This window comes from Salipiger aestuarii (assembly GCF_003259905.1).
Taxonomy (GTDB): domain Bacteria; phylum Pseudomonadota; class Alphaproteobacteria; order Rhodobacterales; family Rhodobacteraceae; genus Salipiger; species Salipiger aestuarii.
This window is the reverse complement of the sequence record NZ_QLMG01000003.1, coordinates 17,285-32,892: the sequence shown is the minus strand read 5'-3', so window position 1 is coordinate 32,892 and position 15,608 is coordinate 17,285. Positions and strand designations below refer to the sequence as shown.

Annotated in this window: 13 protein-coding genes; 10 read left to right on the top strand and 3 right to left on the bottom strand. The window is 66.2% G+C overall.

The window, feature by feature from the left end:
- Positions 1-48: 48 nt before the first annotated feature.
- From ATI53_RS02600 to serB, 4 genes are all read left to right on the top strand, one after another.
- Positions 49-591: a gamma-glutamylcyclotransferase gene (locus ATI53_RS02600; RefSeq protein ID WP_009507151.1), complete on the top strand. Its 543-nt coding sequence runs from the start codon at positions 49-51 to the stop codon at positions 589-591.
- 64 nt (positions 592-655) lie between these two features.
- A complete protein-coding gene (locus ATI53_RS02595) occupies positions 656-1,852 on the top strand; it encodes a hypothetical protein (protein WP_009507153.1) in 1,197 nt (398 codons plus the stop codon).
- Positions 1,853-1,855: 3 nt separating this feature from the next.
- A complete protein-coding gene (locus ATI53_RS02590) occupies positions 1,856-3,559 on the top strand; it encodes a peptidoglycan -binding protein (RefSeq protein ID WP_111549674.1) in 1,704 nt (567 codons plus the stop codon).
- A gap of 145 nt (positions 3,560-3,704) precedes the next feature.
- Complete coding sequence (gene serB, locus ATI53_RS02585) at positions 3,705-4,568, top strand: phosphoserine phosphatase SerB (RefSeq protein ID WP_111549673.1); 864 nt, start codon at positions 3,705-3,707, stop codon at positions 4,566-4,568.
- 9 nt (positions 4,569-4,577) lie between these two features.
- Here serB and ATI53_RS02580 read toward each other — a convergent pair whose 3' ends face one another.
- Entirely contained in the window at positions 4,578-5,576 is a 999-nt protein-coding gene (locus ATI53_RS02580; RefSeq protein WP_009507158.1) for an asparaginase, read from the bottom strand.
- A gap of 196 nt (positions 5,577-5,772) precedes the next feature.
- On the opposite strand from ATI53_RS02580, the gene ATI53_RS02575 reads away from it, so the two are divergent.
- Entirely contained in the window at positions 5,773-6,297 is a 525-nt protein-coding gene (locus ATI53_RS02575; RefSeq protein WP_009507159.1) for an invasion associated locus B family protein, read from the top strand.
- A 49-nt stretch (positions 6,298-6,346) separates the two neighbouring features.
- Here ATI53_RS02575 and ATI53_RS02570 read toward each other — a convergent pair whose 3' ends face one another.
- On the bottom strand, positions 6,347-7,492 hold the full coding sequence (locus ATI53_RS02570; RefSeq protein ID WP_111549672.1) for an alpha-D-ribose 1-methylphosphonate 5-triphosphate diphosphatase: 1,146 nt from the start codon (positions 7,490-7,492) through the stop codon (positions 6,347-6,349).
- Between the two features lie 72 nt (positions 7,493-7,564).
- On the opposite strand from ATI53_RS02570, the gene ATI53_RS02565 reads away from it, so the two are divergent.
- From ATI53_RS02565 to ATI53_RS02545, 5 genes are all read left to right on the top strand, one after another.
- Positions 7,565-8,005, top strand: coding sequence for an NUDIX domain-containing protein (locus tag ATI53_RS02565; RefSeq protein ID WP_009507161.1), 441 nt, complete (start codon positions 7,565-7,567; stop codon positions 8,003-8,005).
- 1 nt (position 8,006) lies between these two features.
- Entirely contained in the window at positions 8,007-8,948 is a 942-nt protein-coding gene (locus ATI53_RS02560; protein ID WP_009507162.1) for an ABC transporter permease, read from the top strand.
- On the top strand, positions 8,945-9,757 hold the full coding sequence (locus tag ATI53_RS02555) for an ABC transporter permease (protein ID WP_009507163.1): 813 nt from the start codon (positions 8,945-8,947) through the stop codon (positions 9,755-9,757). Before ATI53_RS02560 ends, ATI53_RS02555 begins: the two co-directional genes overlap by 4 nt.
- Positions 9,757-11,397 carry an ABC transporter ATP-binding protein gene (locus ATI53_RS02550; protein WP_111549671.1) on the top strand — a complete coding sequence of 547 codons (1,641 nt, stop codon included), beginning with the start codon at positions 9,757-9,759 and terminating at the stop codon, positions 11,395-11,397. Before ATI53_RS02555 ends, ATI53_RS02550 begins: the two co-directional genes overlap by 1 nt.
- A gap of 278 nt (positions 11,398-11,675) precedes the next feature.
- Entirely contained in the window at positions 11,676-12,680 is a 1,005-nt protein-coding gene (locus ATI53_RS02545; protein WP_111549670.1) for a P1 family peptidase, read from the top strand.
- A 70-nt stretch (positions 12,681-12,750) separates the two neighbouring features.
- Here the strand turns inward: ATI53_RS02545 and acnA are convergent, their stop codons facing one another.
- Complete coding sequence (gene acnA, locus ATI53_RS02540; protein WP_111549669.1) at positions 12,751-15,522, bottom strand: aconitate hydratase AcnA; 2,772 nt, start codon at positions 15,520-15,522, stop codon at positions 12,751-12,753.
- Between the last annotated feature and the right edge of the window lie 86 nt (positions 15,523-15,608).

Here is a 15,608-nt window from a genome sequence, read left to right as displayed (position 1 = left end):
TGACGATCTTGCATGGTGTTTACAGCCCCAAAGGTGAAAGGAAAACGCATGCCGCTCTGGGTCTTCGGTTATGGCTCGCTTTTGTGGAATCCCGGCTTTGATGTCGCGGAGGGCGTTCATGCCATTCTGCCCGACTATCACCGCAGCTTTTGCATGCGCTCGATCCATCATCGCGGATCAATTGCCGCCCCCGGCCTCGTTCTTGCGCTGGATGAAAGTCCCGGTGCGTTGTGCAAGGGGCTTGCCCTGAGGGCCGCGCCGGGCACCGAGGAGGCGACGCTTGCCTACCTGCGCGAGCGTGAACTTGTGTCTTCGGCCTATCTGGAAATGCGCTTGCGGGTTGACCTGCGCGACGGGCGCAGGATCGAGGCGGTTACCTATGTGATCGACCCGGACCATGTGCAGTATTGCGGCGGTCTGCCGCTGGAAGAACAGGCCGAAATCATCGCGCGCGCCAGCGGCGGCATGGGGCCGAACCGGCAATATCTGGAAAACACCTCGGCCCATCTGGATCAGATCGGCATTCCCGATGCCGAACTGCACTGGTTGCGTGACCGTGTGCGCGATCTGACGGATAACCGCTTGGCTTGACAGGGATGTCGCCTTAGACTCGCGTCAAGCAAGACAGTTTCTCACAAGGCGACCCGGACGCGATATGGACAAGCCCGACTTCGAGGCCGAGCCGCATTTCAGCCAGCCCTTCCGCCAGACTGCGCTCATGCTTTTGGCTGTGGGCCTTTGCGCGGCGGGCGGGGTGCTTGCCTTGCCCCGAGTCCTGCCCGTATTCGAGTCGAATCCCTATCTGAACGGGTTCATCGCCTTTGTCTTCGGGATCGGCGTGGTGGCCTGCTTCTGGCAGGTGGTGCAACTGATCCAGTCGGTGCGCTGGATCGAACGCTTTGCGTCCGGACAGGATGTCGGCGCCACGCCACCCCGGCTGCTGGCCCCGCTTGCCGCCTTACTGCGGCGGCGCGACACGCGGATGCAGATCACCACCACATCGACCCGCTCGATCCTCGACTCGGTTGCCACGCGGATCGACGAGGCGCGCGAGATCACGCGCTATCTTGTGTCCCTGCTGATCTTCCTTGGGCTGCTGGGCACGTTCTACGGGCTTGCGACCACCGTGCCCGCGCTTGTCGACACCATTCGCGGTCTCGCCCCGTCCGAGGGCGAAAGCAACATGGACACGTTCGCCCGGCTGATGACGGGACTGGAAAGCCAGCTTGGCGGGATGGGCGTGGCCTTTGCCTCGTCGCTGCTGGGCCTTGCGGGGTCGCTGATCGTGGGCTTGCTGGAACTGTTCGCCGGTCACGGGCAGAACCGTTTTTACCGTGAACTGGAAGAATGGCTCAGCTCGATCACCCGGCTCAGCTTTTCCGGCGATGGGGAAGGCGGCAGCACCGATGTCGTGGCCCATGTGCTGGACCAGATGACCGACCAGTTGGAACGCCTGACGCTGATGTTCTCGCGCTCGCAAGACGGGCAGGCCGAGGTCGATGCACGCCTTGGCCAGCTGGCGGATTCGCTGGAGCGCATGACCGAACGGCTGGAGGCCACCGCGCCGTCGTCCAATTCGCTGGCCCGCATCGCCGAGGGGCAGGAACGGCTGGTCGAGGCGATTTCGGATCGCGAAACCGCCGACGGGTTCGATGCCGAAAGCCGGATGCGCCTGCGGTCCATCGACGTGCAGATGCTGCGGCTGCTCGAGGAAATCTCGGCGGGGCGGCAGGAAACCATGGCCGAACTGCGCACCGATCTGGCGCATCTCAACCGGACCATCGCCAAGCTTGGCCAGCCCTGGCCCGCCGCCCCCGCACGCCCACAACGCCCGCCACGGGACGGCGGCTGACCCATGGCCTTGTCGCGACGCACCGGTGCACGGCTTCAGGCCAACATCTGGCCCGGCTTTGTCGATGCGATGACCGGCTTGCTGCTGGTGCTGATGTTCGTGCTGACCATCTTCATGGTCATCCAGTCGATGTTGTCGGACACGATTTCGGGGCAGGAAAGCCAGCTTGATACGCTGTCGTCCGAACTGTCCGACCTCAGTCAGGCGCTGGGGCTGGCGCAACGCCGCAACCGGCAGCTTGACACTCAGGTCGGAGAACTGGAAACCACGCTGGCCGATGCGCAGACCCGGATGGCAGAACAGCTTGGGCTGATTTCGCAACTGAGCCAAACCCGCGACCGACAGGCGGCCGACCTGGTCGATGCGCAGGGGCGCATTGCCGGGTTTGAAGATCGCGTGGCGGCGCTGCTGGCCCAGCAAGCCGACGCCAACGATGAAATCGCCGCGCTTGCGGCGGATCGCGACAGTCTTGACGCGGCGCGCGCGCAGGCGCTGTCGGAACGCGACGCGCTGAACCTTGCGCTGGCCGCCAGCCGGTCGGAAATCGACGCGGCGCAAGAGGCCGCGCGCCTTGCCGCCGCGCGTCGCGAGGCGCTGGAGGCCCTGACCGAAGACCTGCGCGCCAAGAACGCCGACCAGAGCGCGCGTATCGGCGGGTTGTCGGATCGGGTCGATACGCTTGAACAGTCGCTCAGCGACGAAGAGGCCGCGCGCCTCGCCGAAGCCGAAGCCGCCTCTGCCCTGCGCAAACGCCTGGAAAACGCCGACACCGAACTGACCGCGATGACGCTGGCGCTGGAAGATAAACGCCGCGAGGCCGAGGAAACGCTGACGCTGCTTGCTGCCGCCCGTGCCGCCCGGCAGGATCTTGCCGCCGAACTCGACACCGCCCGCGCCAACGCCGAAAACGCCGACACCCTGCGCGACCGGCTGTCCGAGGCTGAAAAGCAGGCCGCCCTGCTCAGCGTCGCTCGCGATGAGCTGTCCGACACCGAAGCGCGCGCCGGGGCGGCGGAACGTCAGACAGAATTGCTCAACCAGCAGGTTTCGGCGCTGCGCGCCCAGCTCGGTCAATTGCAATCGCTGCTGGACGACGCGAAACAGCGCGACGTGGCCAGCCAGGTACAGGTGCAAAATCTCGGGCAGGACCTGAACGCGGCTCTGGCGCGCGTTGCCGCCGAAGAACGCCGCCGTCGCCAGCTTGAAGAGGCCGAACGCCGGCGGCTGGAAGAACAGGCCAAGGATCTTGAACGCTATCGCTCGGAATTCTTCGGGCGGCTGCGCGATGTGTTGGGTGACCAGCAGGGCATTCGTATCGAAGGCGACCGCTTCGTGTTTTCCTCCGAAGTGCTCTTCGACCCCGGCGCCGCCAACCTGTCACCGGCCGGCGAACGCGAAATCGCCAAGATCGCGGGCATCCTGCGCGGCGTGATGAACGACATCCCCGAAGGCATCGACTGGATCCTGCGGGTGGATGGCCACACCGACAACATTCCGCTCAGCGGCAGCGGGCGCTATGGCGACAACTGGGAACTCAGCCAGGCCCGTGCGCTTTCGGTGGTGCGCTACCTTACGGATCACCTGGGCTTTCCGCCGTCACGGCTGGCTGCCAACGGGTTCGGGCAATACCAGCCGGTCGACCCGGCCGACACGCCTCAGGCGCGCGCGCAGAATCGACGGATCGAGCTGAAACTCACTGAACGCTAGACGCCGCGCCGGTGTTTCTTGCTGCCTTGAATATTCCAGAGGTGTGGGGGGCGGTCCCCCACAGCGCCAGCCGGGGCAACAGCGGGGCTGGAAATGCCGCACCGCGCATGCCAGAAGCGCCCCGCACCCCGGATAGGAGCCCGCCATGCACATCGTCTCACTTATCGCCCGGCCGGACACGCTGGACAGCGCGCTGGTCCTGGCGCTTTGCAACGGGCTTGGGGGGGGCGACATCGTCTGGCTTTCGCCCGGCGAAGCGGCGGAATTTCCGGTTGCGGTAGCGCCGCAGAACCTTGACGATCTGCGCGCCTCGGTTGCCGATCGGGCCGACCTGAACCTGCTGCCCGCCGCGGGGCGCCGCAAGAAGATGCTGCTGGCGGATATGGATTCGACGATGATCCAGCAGGAATGCATCGACGAACTGGCGGATGAGGCCGGGGTCGGCGCGCGGGTCAAGGACATCACGGCCCGCGCCATGAACGGCGAGCTGGATTTCGAAGGCGCGTTGACCGAACGGGTAGGGCTGTTGCGCGGGCTGCCCGAAGCCGTGATCGACACGGTGCTGGCCGACCGCATTACCCTGATGCCCGGCGGGCCGGCGTTGCTGGCCACGATGAAACAGGGGGGGGCCTATGCGGCGCTGGTGTCGGGCGGCTTTACCGCGTTCACCGCGCGGGTCGCCGACCTGGTCGGGTTCGACGAAAACCGCGCCAACAGGCTGCTTGTCGAAAACGGTCATCTGACCGGCGAGGTCGCGCGTCCGATTTTGGGGCGCGCGGCCAAGGTGCAGGCGCTCGAAGAGATCACCGCACGGCTCGGGATCACACCGACCGATGTGATCGCGGTGGGCGACGGCGCGAACGATCTGGACATGCTGACCCGCGCGGGCATGGGCGTGGCGCTGCATGCCAAGCCGTCGGTGCAGGCCCAGTGCGGTCTGCGGATCAACCGCGGCGATCTTTCGGCGCTGCTCTATTTGCAGGGGTACGCCAGGTCAGAATTCGTCTGACCGCGCGCGTCAGGGGAAGGTCGTGGCGGGGCGGATTTCGCCGGTCGTCAGGCCCGCGAAGTTGTGGACATCCGGGTTGAGCGAGCGTTTGACATCGGGGTGAGCGGCATCAAGCACACCAAGCTGCACCAGGATTGCCGCCACGGCACAATCGGACGCTCGGGTCGCGCCATCGGTGATCTTGAGCGCAAGGCCCTGTCTACGGTCCGGCAGGATGGCGACGAAATAGCCCTCGGCGCCGGTCTTGATGGCGACGCGCTCGCGGGCCGCGCGCATCAGCCGGGTGCAGGCGCGCCCTTCGCCGGCGACCAGCAGCGGATGCGCGATCATGGCGTCGGTCAGCGCGGCGGCGGCGCGGGACAGCGCATCGTTGCGGGTATGGGCCGACGCATAAAACGCCATGGCGCGCGCCATGCCATGCATCGTGGTCGCAAGGTTCGGCGCCGAACATCCGTCAATCCCGAAGCCGGGCGAGGGCGCGCCGGTGACCGATTCGAACGCCTCCTTGATGGCGACCTGCACCGGATGGGCGGGGTCCACGTAGTCGGCGCCGGCCTTCAGGTGGCGGGTCAGCGTGAGAAAGCCCGCGTGTTTGCCTGAACAGTTGTTGTGGACGCGGCAGGGGCTTTCGTAGTTTCGGATCATTTGCAGTTTCAGCGCCTTGTCGCGGGATGGCTGCGGGCCGCAGATCAGGTCGTCATCGCCCAACCCAAGGTCCGCCAGCCAGGCGTTCACCGCTGCCACATGCACGGGCGCGCCTTCGTGCGATGCGCAGGACAGCGCCAGTCGCTGCGGGCCGAGGCGATGCGCGTCGGCAGCGCCGGAGGCGACCAGCGGCAACGCCTGGATCATCTTGGCCGAGCTGCGCGGCAGGATCACCGCATCGGCATCGCCCCAGGCCTGAACAATCGCGCCGGTGTCGTCGCACAGCACCGCGTGACCGCTGTGCGCGCTTTCCGCAAAGGGCCCGCGGATGACGTCGACCATGGGAACGGCGGGGCGGGGCATGGCGGGTCCTCACATCTAAGCGATATCTTGCCAACGGGGGCTTTATGACCATGTGTTTTTCAGGCTATTCTGCCGCCGTCGAGTAGAAATTTGTCGTGTGCCCAAAGCTTCCGGAGATCGTGCTCCGGTCCGCCGGATCAGGGGCCGTGACGCGACGCCGAACGCAAGGCAATAAGACAGCTGGAGGCTGCAGGACATGAAGGCATTTCTCGGTTCGATGATCGGGGCCGCGGCGATTGCGATCGCAACGACGGCTCCGGCGCAGGAAGAGAGCCAAAACCGCGTGAACGCGATCACCGACTGGTCGGTGTTCGAAGGCAACGACCCGCGTGAATGCTGGGCGGTGACCACCTACAAGGAAAGCGTCAACTCCAAGGACGGGCGCGTGGTATCGGTGCGGCGCGGCGACATTCTTTTGATGGTGTTCTATCGCCCCGGCGCCAACGTGACCGGGCAGGTCGCCTTTACCGGGGGTTATCCGTTTGCGCCCGGATCGACGGTGAACGCCAACGTCAGCGGCAATCAGTTCGAGCTTTATGTCGAGGGCGAATGGGCCTGGCCCGCAAGCCCGGCGGACGACGCCAAGCTCATCACGGCGATGCGGTCCGGCACGGATGCGGTGCTGACCGCGCGATCGGCGCGGGGCACGCAGACCAAGGACACGTTCTCGTTGATGGGGTTCACCGCCGCGATCGAGGATGCCGAGAAACGGTGCAAGTGAGCGCGGACTCGCCTTGCCCGGCCTGAGCCGTTTCATTGCGCGAGGTCCGTCAGCCGCGCGCAATGAAACGGGATGCGATGTCGCCTGACATCCAGGCGATCCGGCCGCCCGCGATCGTCGCGGCGACCCGTCTTGTGCGGCGATCGAGGATCGCGAGATCGGCCCTGAGACCGGGCGCGATGCGGCCCCGGTCGTGCAGGCCAAGCAGCCGGGCCGGACCATCCGAGATCAGCCGCCACGCCGCCGCTTCGCTCAGCAGCCCCAGTTCGACGCAGCGCCACGCGGCGCGGGCAGGGGCGGGGTAGTGGTAATCCGAGGCGAGCGCGTCGCACAGCCCTGCGGCAATCAGATCCGCTGCGGCGATGTTGCCCGCATGCGACGCGCCGCGCACCACGTTCGGCGCCCCCAGCACGATACCGTCCCCGGCGCCGCCCGCGGCGCGGGCGGCTGCGGCGGTTTCGGGAAACTCCGACAAACGGGCCCCGCGCGCGCGCCAGATCGCGCGGTCGTTTGCGGTGCGGTCATCATGGCTGCCAAGGTTCACGCCCTTGGCCGCAAGCCGCGCACAGATCGCATCCAGCGCCGCGGGCACTTCGGCGCGCCGGTCGTGCAGCGCGGTCATCATCGCCAGATGCGCCTCGGGCGAGCGGCCGGATTTCAGCGCCTGTCCGGTCAGGCGTTGCGGCTTGCGCCCCGCCGCGATCCGGTCGTGCTGCAGGTGATCGTTGAACACCACCTGACGGATACCCCATCGGTCAATCGCCGCCTCGGCGTCCGCGAAACTGTCCAGAAAATGCGTCTCCAGCCGCAATTGCAGGCGCAGATCCACCGGCACCGTCGGTGCGACCGCCTGGACCGAGGCGAAAACCTCTGTTGCGAATTCAGGCCCGCGCATGCCACCTTCCCAAGACCAGAACTGCGCCAGCATCGCGGTGGTGATGCCATTGGCGGCCAGCTCGGCGGCGCAGGCGACGATCCCGGATGCGCGTTCGCGCAGCGCGCCGCGACGGGGCGCCATGTGGCGTTCGAATCCGTCGCCATGGATATCGACGATTCCCGGCAGGATGTCGTAGCCCGACAGATCCACGCGGGGGGCATCGCCGTCAACGATCCGTCCCTGCGCCATGGCAAGGGGGCCATCGTCCCACCCGTCATGGCGCATCACGCGGGCGCCTTCGAATCCAAGCGCGATCATCTTCGGTCTCCTGTGGCTGGGGGTGGGAATAAGCCCTTCCGCCGCCCCGTTAAAGGTGCAAAGATTCGTGTCATGAGCTTTCCCCGCCTTGCCACCCGCGCGCTGCTTTTGCATCAGGATCGCCTGCTGCTGGTCAACGCCTATCCGGGCGGGGTCAGCGACCTGTGGTGCGCGCCCGGCGGTGGCGTAGAAAAGGGCAGGTCGCTGCCCGACAACCTGCGGCGCGAGCTGCACGAGGAAACCGGGCTGGACATCGCGGTCGGCGACATCGCCCTGGTCAATGAATTTCACGACCCCACGCGCGGATTTCATCAGGTCGAACTGTTCTTTCGCTGCACCCTGGTGGGCGGGGCGGTGTCCGACGACTGGCAGGACCCCGAAGGCGTCGTCACCGAACGGCGTTTTTTCAGCCGTGCCGAGCTGGCGGGCCTGCGGCACAAACCCGATAGCCTTGGCAATGCGGCCTGGGGTGTCGGCGTCAGCTACGACCCGCTTGAAACGATCGTGCGCTAGGATGGCGGCATATCTGATCCGGCGGCTGGTCATTCTGACCCTGAGCCTTGCAGCTGCATCCGTGGTGATCTTTGTGGTGATCGAGGTGGCGCCGGGCGACCCGGCCAGCTTCATGCTGGGGATGAACGCGCGGCCCGACACGGTGGCGGCGCTGCGCGTCGAACTGGGGCTGGATCAGCCGCCGCTGCAGCGATATTTCGCCTGGGTCGGCGGCATGCTGCGGGGCGATCTGGGTCTGTCCTACACCTATCGTGCGCCGGTGGCGCAGATGGTCGCCGAACGGGCGCAGGTGTCGCTGCCGCTGGCGCTTTATGCCCTGGGGCTGTCGGTGCTGATTGCGCTGCCCGCCGGGATCATTGCCGCCACGCATCGGGGGCGCCTGGCGGATCTGTCGGTTGTCGGGGCCACGCAACTGGGCATCGCGGTGCCGAATTTCTGGTTCGCCATGCTGCTGGTCCTGCTGTTCGCGCTGAAGCTGCGCTGGTTCAGCGCGGGCGGCTTTCCCGGCTGGTCCGACCCGCTTCTGGCGCTGAAATCGCTGACGCTTCCGGCGGTGGCGCTGGCCTTGCCGCAGGCCGCGATCCTGGCGCGGGTGCTGCGGTCATCGCTCATCGATATCCTTGCCGAAGACTTCATCCGCACCGCCCGCGCCAAGGGCCTGTCGCGCCGCCAGACGCTGTGGCGGCACGGGCTGCGGGCGGCGCTGATCCCTGTGCTGACGATTCTCGGGCTGCAATTCTCGTTCCTGCTGGCGGGGGCGATCATCATCGAGCAGGTGTTCTTTCTGCCGGGCCTCGGGCGGCTGATCTTTCAGGCGATCACCCAGCGCGACCTGATCGTGGTGGAATCGGTGACGATGCTGCTGGTGTTCGCGGTGATCGTGGTCAACCTGCTGACCGATCTGGCCTATGTCGCCGCCGATCCCCGGCTGAGGGCGCAATGAAAACGCTTGCCCTTGGCGCGCTGCTGAGTGCGCTGATGATCGCCGCCGCGCTGGCATCGTTCATCTGGACTCCGGGGGATGTCACCACCGTGAACATCCCCGCGCGGTTGCAGCCGCCGTCGGCGCCGCATTGGCTTGGCACCGATCATCTGGGCCGCGACATGCTGAGCATGATCATGACCGGCGCGCGCACGTCGCTGGCGGTGGCGCTGGTGGCGGTGGGCATCGGCATGGGAGCGGGCGTGCCGCTGGGCCTTGCCGCCGCCGCCCGTCACGGCGGGGCGCTGGATGAGGTCATCATGCGTCTGAACGACCTCGTTTTCGCCTTTCCCAGCCTTGTCATTGCCATCCTGCTGACGGCGATCCTGGGTCCGGGCGCGGTGAACGCCATCCTTGCCATCGGCATCTTCAACATTCCCGTCTTTGCCCGGATGACACGCGGAGCGGCGCTGCCGCTGTGGCGGCGCGATTTCATTCTTGCGGCCCGCACCGCCGGCAAGACCGCCCCGCGCATCAGCGCCGAACATATCCTGCCCAACGTGTTGAATCTGCTGGTCGTGCAGGGGACGATCCAGTTTTCGCTTGGAATCCTGGCCGAGGCGGGGCTGTCCTATGTCGGCCTGGGCGCACAGCCGCCCGTCCCGTCCTGGGGCAGGATGCTTGCGGATGCCCAGACCATGGTGGCGCTCGCGCCTCATGTGGCGATCATTCCGGGGGCCGCCATCGTGCTGACAGTGCTTGGCCTGAACCTGCTGGGGGACGGGCTGCGCGACCGGCTCGATCCTCGGCTGGGGCCAGGAGCGACCTGATGGACACTTCGGGCGGGAAACACACCGGGCAGAACCGCGATTCGCTGGCGGCGGCGCCTCTTTTGGACATCGCGGCCCTGTCGCTGCGCATCGGGTCGAAACAGATCCTCGACAATGTCGCCCTGACCCTCGACCCAGGTGAGATCCTCGCGCTGACCGGCGAATCCGGCTCGGGGAAATCCATGACCGCACTTGCGACCATGGGCCTGCTGCCGGATGCGGCGACCGCCACGGGCAGCATCGCGCTGAGCGGGCAAGACCTGTTGCCGCTGCCGGACCGCGCCATGAACGCCCGCCGGGGCCGCGACATCGGCATGGTGTTTCAGGAACCGATGACCGCGCTCAACCCGTTTCACCGCATCGGCGACCAGGTGGCAGAAACCCTGCGCATTCACGGTGCCATGCGCCGCGCGGCGGCGCACCACGGCGCGGCACAGCTGCTGGCCCGCACCGGGCTGGACCCGGCGCGGATTCCGCCCTCGCGCTACCCGCACGAATTGTCGGGCGGGCAGCGTCAGCGCGTGGTCATCGCCATGGCCATCGCCATGCGGCCCAAGCTGCTGATCGCGGACGAGCCGACCACGGCGCTGGATGTCACCACGCAAGCGCAGATCCTTGACCTTCTGGACCGGCTGGTGAAGGACGACGGCATGGGGATGTTGCTCATCACCCATGATCTTGCGGTGGTGGCGCAACACGCCGACCGGATCGCGGTGATGAAAGAGGGCACCATCGTCGAAACCGGTGCCACCGCCGAGGTTCTGCGCCAGCGATGTCACCCCTACACGCAGGCGCTGCTGGACGCGTCCTTCCACCGCCCGCACCTGGCCCCCCCGGTGCCGGGGGGGCCGCTTCTTGTGGCGCGCGACGTCGTCCGCAGCTATCCCGGCCGCCGCGTCGGCCTGCGCCGCGCCCCTGAGATCCGTGCCGTGGATGGCGTCAGCCTGACGATCGCCAAGGGCGAACGCGTCGGCCTGGTGGGCGAATCCGGATGCGGGAAATCCACCCTGACCCGTGCCATTCTGGGGCTGGAGCCGTTGCAGGGCGGCACCATCGTGTTGGATGGGCAGCCCGTGGGCACCCCGCCGACCCGCCGCCGGATGCAGGCGGTGTTTCAGGACCCCTATGGCAGCTTCAATCCGCGCCATCGCGTCGGGCGGCTGGTGTCCGAACCGTTCCACCTGGCAGCGCCACCGCAGGACGCCCCCCTGCAGGACGCCATCGCGCGGGCTCTGACCGAGGTCGGGCTGTCGCCCGAAGATGCGCGCCGCCACATCCATGCCTTTTCCGGCGGTCAACGCCAGCGCATCGCCATCGCCCGCGCGCTGATCATCCGCCCCGAGCTGGTGATTTTTGACGAGGCGGTGTCGGCGCTGGATGTCCGGGTGCGGGCGCGTATTCTGGATCTGATCGCAGAACTGACCACCCGGCACGGCCTGACGTCGCTGTTTATCAGCCATGACCTTTCGGTGGTGCGGGGTGTGACAGACCGGCTGCTGGTGATGAAGGCGGGCAAGATCGTCGAGCAGGGGCCGACCGCATCGGTTTTCGCTGCTCCGCAACATTGGTATACCAAGTTGCTGCTCGACGCGGCGCCGCGCCTTGCACGTCCGCCGCCGCGACAGGTTCGCGACGCTTGACGGAAGGGCGTGCGACGCGGCGGTCGTGTTCCATGCCAGGGAATGGCGCAAGGCCACCCTTGGTGACGATGCACGGCCGGTATTCGACGGTCATGACAGTGCCGGGGTGCCTCGCCGCGCCGGTCCAGACCGGGCCGAGCATTTCCGCATAATCCCGAGCGGGCAGGGGGCGCTGCCCCCGCCTTCGGCCCCCCGGAGTTTATCGGGCAAGATGAAGGGCGGGGTTGCGCGCCGCGTCGGCGCGGGCGAGGTTCGGGGCAGCTTGATGGAGAGGTAGCATGCGGCCCGGACCCAGGAACCTGATCACCGATGTCAACGGCCTGCGGGTCGGGAACGCCGAGGACGCGGTGCTGAAATCCGGCGTCACCGTGGTGACCGCAGATGCCCCGCTTGCGGCATCGGTTGCGGTAATGGGCGGCGCTCCCGGCACGCGTGAGACGGATTTGCTGGCACCGGACAAAAGCGCGCCCGGCGTCGATGCGCTGGTCTTGTCCGGGGGCAGCGCCTTTGGCCTGGCTGCGGCGCAGGGGGTCATGGAGTCGCTTCACGCGGCGGGGCGCGGATTTTCGGTGCTGTCGGCGCGGGTGCCGATCGTGCCCGCGGCGATTCTGTTCGATTTGTTGAATGGTGGGGACAAGGGCTGGGTCGTTTCGCCATATCCGGCGCTGGGGCAGGCCGCGTTCGGGGCGGCAGGCGATCGTTTTGCGCTTGGCAGCGTCGGCGCGGGCTGCGGCGCCCAGACGGCGATGCACAAGGGCGGGCTTGGGTCGGCGAGCCTTGTGCTGGACGATGGAGTGACCGTGGGGGCGTTGGTGGCGGTGAACCCGATGGGCAGCGTGACCACGCCGTCGGGGCGGCATTTCTGGGCGGCACCGTTTGAGATTGAGGGCGAGTTCGGCGGGCTGGGCGTGGATCCGGTGCCGTCGATCCACTTGCCGGCCTCGCGCAAGGTGTCCGCCATGGCGGGGCTGGGCAACACCACCATCGCGGTGGTGGCGACCGATGCGGCGTTGGACAAGGCGCAGTGTCACCGCATGGCGGTGGCCGCTCATGACGGCATCGGGCGGGCGATTCTGCCGGCGCATTCTCCGATGGATGGCGATCTGGTGTTTGCCGCGTCAACCGGCGCGCGCGCGCTTGATGCGCCGGGGGCGCAACTTGCGGGAATTGGTCACGCGGCGAGCCTGTGCCTGTCGCGGGCCATCGCGCGGGCGGTGTGGGAGGCAACGCCCGCGCCCGGAGACACGCTGCCGACGCTGAAGGATGAGCTGGGGCGCGGTTGAGCGTCGCCGACAGATAAAAAGACCCGCCAGATCGCTCTGGCGGGTCTTTTCCTGTCTTGTCGCTGTGGCGTTACGACTTGGCGAGGTCGCGCAGCACATAGTGCAGAACGCCGCCATGTTCGACGTATTCGCGTTCGATCGCGGTATCGATGCGGCACTTGAGGGTGATTTCCCTGGTCGCGCCATCCGCATAGGTGATCACGCACGGGGTCATCTGGCCGGGCTTCACATCGTCAAGTCCGGTGATCGACACGGTTTCCTTGCCGGTCAGCTTCAGCGTCTCACGCGTGTCCGCCCCGGTGAATTCGAATGGGATGACGCCCATGCCCACCAGGTTCGACCGGTGGATACGCTCGAAACTTTCGGCGATCACAGCCTTGACGCCCAGAAGCGCCGTGCCCTTGGCCGCCCAGTCACGCGAGGACCCCGCGCCGTACAGTTCACCGCCGAAAATCACCAGCGGCGTGCCCTGTTCCTGATAGGCCATCGCCGCGTCGTAGATCGACGCCTGATTGCCGTTCGGGTCCAGCGTGTAGCCGCCTTCGACCCCGTCCAGCATCTCGTTCTTGATGCGGATGTTGGCGAAGGTACCGCGCATCATCACCTCGTGGTTACCGCGACGCGACCCGTACGAGTTGAATTCGCGCACCGGGACCTGGCGTTCGATCAGGTACTGCCCGGCGGGCGTGCTTTCCTTGAACGAGCCGGCGGGCGAGATGTGGTCGGTGGTGATCATGTCTCCGAGAACCGCCAGAACATGCGCGTTCTCGATATTGGTGATGACGCCCGGATCCCTGGACATGCCCTGGAAATACGGTGGGTTCTGTACATAGGTCGAGGTGGCGGGCCAGCTGTATGTTTCGCCACCCTTGACCTCGACGGCCTGCCATTTCTCGTCACCCTTGAACACGTCGGCATATTTCGACTGGAAGGATTCGCGGGTGACGGTCTTTTCGACCAGCTCGGCGATTTCGGCGTTAGACGGCCAGATGTCTTTCAGGAAAACGTCGTTGCCGTCCTTGTCCTTGCCCAGCGGTTCGGTGGTGATGTCGACGTTCATGTCGCCCACCAGCGCATAGGCCACCACGAGCGGCGGCGAGGCGAGGTAGTTGGCGCGTACGTCCGGCGAAATCCGGCCTTCGAAGTTGCGGTTGCCCGACAGCACCGAGGTGGCGATCAGGTCGTAATCGTTGATCGCCTTGCTGATCGGCGCGTCCAGCGGGCCGGAGTTGCCGATACAGGTGGTGCAGCCATAGCCCACGAGGTTGAAGCCGATGGCGTCCAGATCCTCTTGCAGGTTGGCGGCCTCAAGGTAGTCGGACACGACCTGCGAGCCGGGCGCGAGCGAGGTTTTCACCCAGGGCTTGCGGTTCAGACCAAGCGCGCGTGCCTTGCGGGCCACAAGCCCGGCGCCGATCATCACATAGGGGTTCGACGTGTTGGTGCAGGAGGTGATCGACGCGATCACGATGGACCCGTCATGCAACTGGTAGGGGCCTTCGTCGGTCTGATACCAGCCCTTGTTGTGGTGACCTTCATCGCCGGGAATCTCGGTCGGTTCGGGCGCGCCGCCTTCACCTTCCCAGCGGACTTCGGAACTGGCCGAGGCGTCCTTGCCGGACCGCTGACCTTCGACGAACTTGGCGAAAGCCGGGGCGGCGGCGTCCAGCGTGATGTAATCCTGCGGACGCTTGGGGCCGGAAATGGCCGGAACGATGGTTTTCATGTCCAGCGACAGCGTGTCGGTATAGACGGGCGCGTAATCCGGGGTGCGCCACATGCCGTTGGCCTTGGCATAGGCTTCGACCAGCGCGATGCGGTCCTTTTCGCGGCCCGACTGTTCGAGGTAACGGATGGTTTCCGCGTCGATCGGGAAGAAGCCACAGGTCGCGCCGTATTCGGGCGCCATGTTGGCGATGGTGGCGCGCTGCGCCAGCGGCAGGTTGTCGAGGCCGGGGCCGTAGAATTCGACGAACTTGCCGACCACGCCCTTTTCACGCAGCATCTCCACGACCTTGAGCACGAGGTCGGTGCCGGTGGTGCCTTCCATCATCTCGCCGGTCAGCTTGAAGCCGACGACTTCGGGGATGAGCATCGAAATCGGCTGGCCCAGCATCGCGGCCTCGGCTTCGATGCCGCCCACGCCCCAGCCCAGAACGGCAGCGCCGTTGACCATGGTGGTGTGGCTGTCGGTGCCCACAAGCGTATCGGGGTAGGCGACTTCGACGCCGTCCTGATCCGCGTCGGTCCAGACGGTCTGGGCCAGATATTCCAGGTTCACCTGGTGGCAGATGCCCGTGCCGGGGGGGACAACGCGGAAGTTGTTGAATGCCGACTGGCCCCACTTGAGGAATTCGTAACGCTCGATGTTGCGCTCGTATTCGCGGTCGACGTTCATCTGGAACGCGCGTGGGTTGCCGAATTCGTCGATCATGACCGAATGGTCGATGACCAGATCGACCGGGTTCAGCGGATTGATCTTTTGCGCATCGCCGCCAAGGGCCTTGATGCCGTCGCGCATGGCGGCCAGGTCGACCACGGCGGGAACGCCGGTGAAGTCCTGCATCAGCACCCGGGCTGGCCGGTAGGCGAGTTCGCGATCGCCCTTGCCGCCGTTCTTGCCCCAGTCGGAGAACGCCTTGATGTCATCGACGGAAACGGTCTTGCCGTCCTCGAAGCGCAGCATGTTCTCAAGCACGACCTTGAGCGCGGCGGGAAGCTTGGAAAATTCGCCAAGACCGGCGGCTTCGGCCGCGGGAATGGAATAATAGGCATAGGACTTGCCGTTGACGTCGAGCGACTTGCGCGTGCTCGAAGTATCCTGGCCGACGGTGATGGGCATGGTTGGCTCCCTTGCAGATGCTTGAGAAAAGGGTTCGCTTGGCACGTTATCTGCATCAAGCTGTAGTTGCATTCAAGGGGAATGAG

Coding starts and splice junctions, on each gene's coding strand:
- ATI53_RS02600 (WP_009507151.1), top strand. CDS start 49: ATGCCGCTCTGGGTCTTCGGTTATGGCTCGCTTTTGTGGAATCCCGGC.
- ATI53_RS02595 (WP_009507153.1), top strand. CDS start 656: ATGGACAAGCCCGACTTCGAGGCCGAGCCGCATTTCAGCCAGCCCTTC.
- ATI53_RS02590 (WP_111549674.1), top strand. CDS start 1,856: ATGGCCTTGTCGCGACGCACCGGTGCACGGCTTCAGGCCAACATCTGG.
- serB (WP_111549673.1), top strand. CDS start 3,705: ATGCACATCGTCTCACTTATCGCCCGGCCGGACACGCTGGACAGCGCG.
- ATI53_RS02580 (WP_009507158.1), bottom strand. CDS start 5,576: ATGCCCCGCCCCGCCGTTCCCATGGTCGACGTCATCCGCGGGCCCTTT.
- ATI53_RS02575 (WP_009507159.1), top strand. CDS start 5,773: ATGAAGGCATTTCTCGGTTCGATGATCGGGGCCGCGGCGATTGCGATC.
- ATI53_RS02570 (WP_111549672.1), bottom strand. CDS start 7,492: ATGATCGCGCTTGGATTCGAAGGCGCCCGCGTGATGCGCCATGACGGG.
- ATI53_RS02565 (WP_009507161.1), top strand. CDS start 7,565: ATGAGCTTTCCCCGCCTTGCCACCCGCGCGCTGCTTTTGCATCAGGAT.
- ATI53_RS02560 (WP_009507162.1), top strand. CDS start 8,007: ATGGCGGCATATCTGATCCGGCGGCTGGTCATTCTGACCCTGAGCCTT.
- ATI53_RS02555 (WP_009507163.1), top strand. CDS start 8,945: ATGAAAACGCTTGCCCTTGGCGCGCTGCTGAGTGCGCTGATGATCGCC.
- ATI53_RS02550 (WP_111549671.1), top strand. CDS start 9,757: ATGGACACTTCGGGCGGGAAACACACCGGGCAGAACCGCGATTCGCTG.
- ATI53_RS02545 (WP_111549670.1), top strand. CDS start 11,676: ATGCGGCCCGGACCCAGGAACCTGATCACCGATGTCAACGGCCTGCGG.
- acnA (WP_111549669.1), bottom strand. CDS start 15,522: ATGCCCATCACCGTCGGCCAGGATACTTCGAGCACGCGCAAGTCGCTC.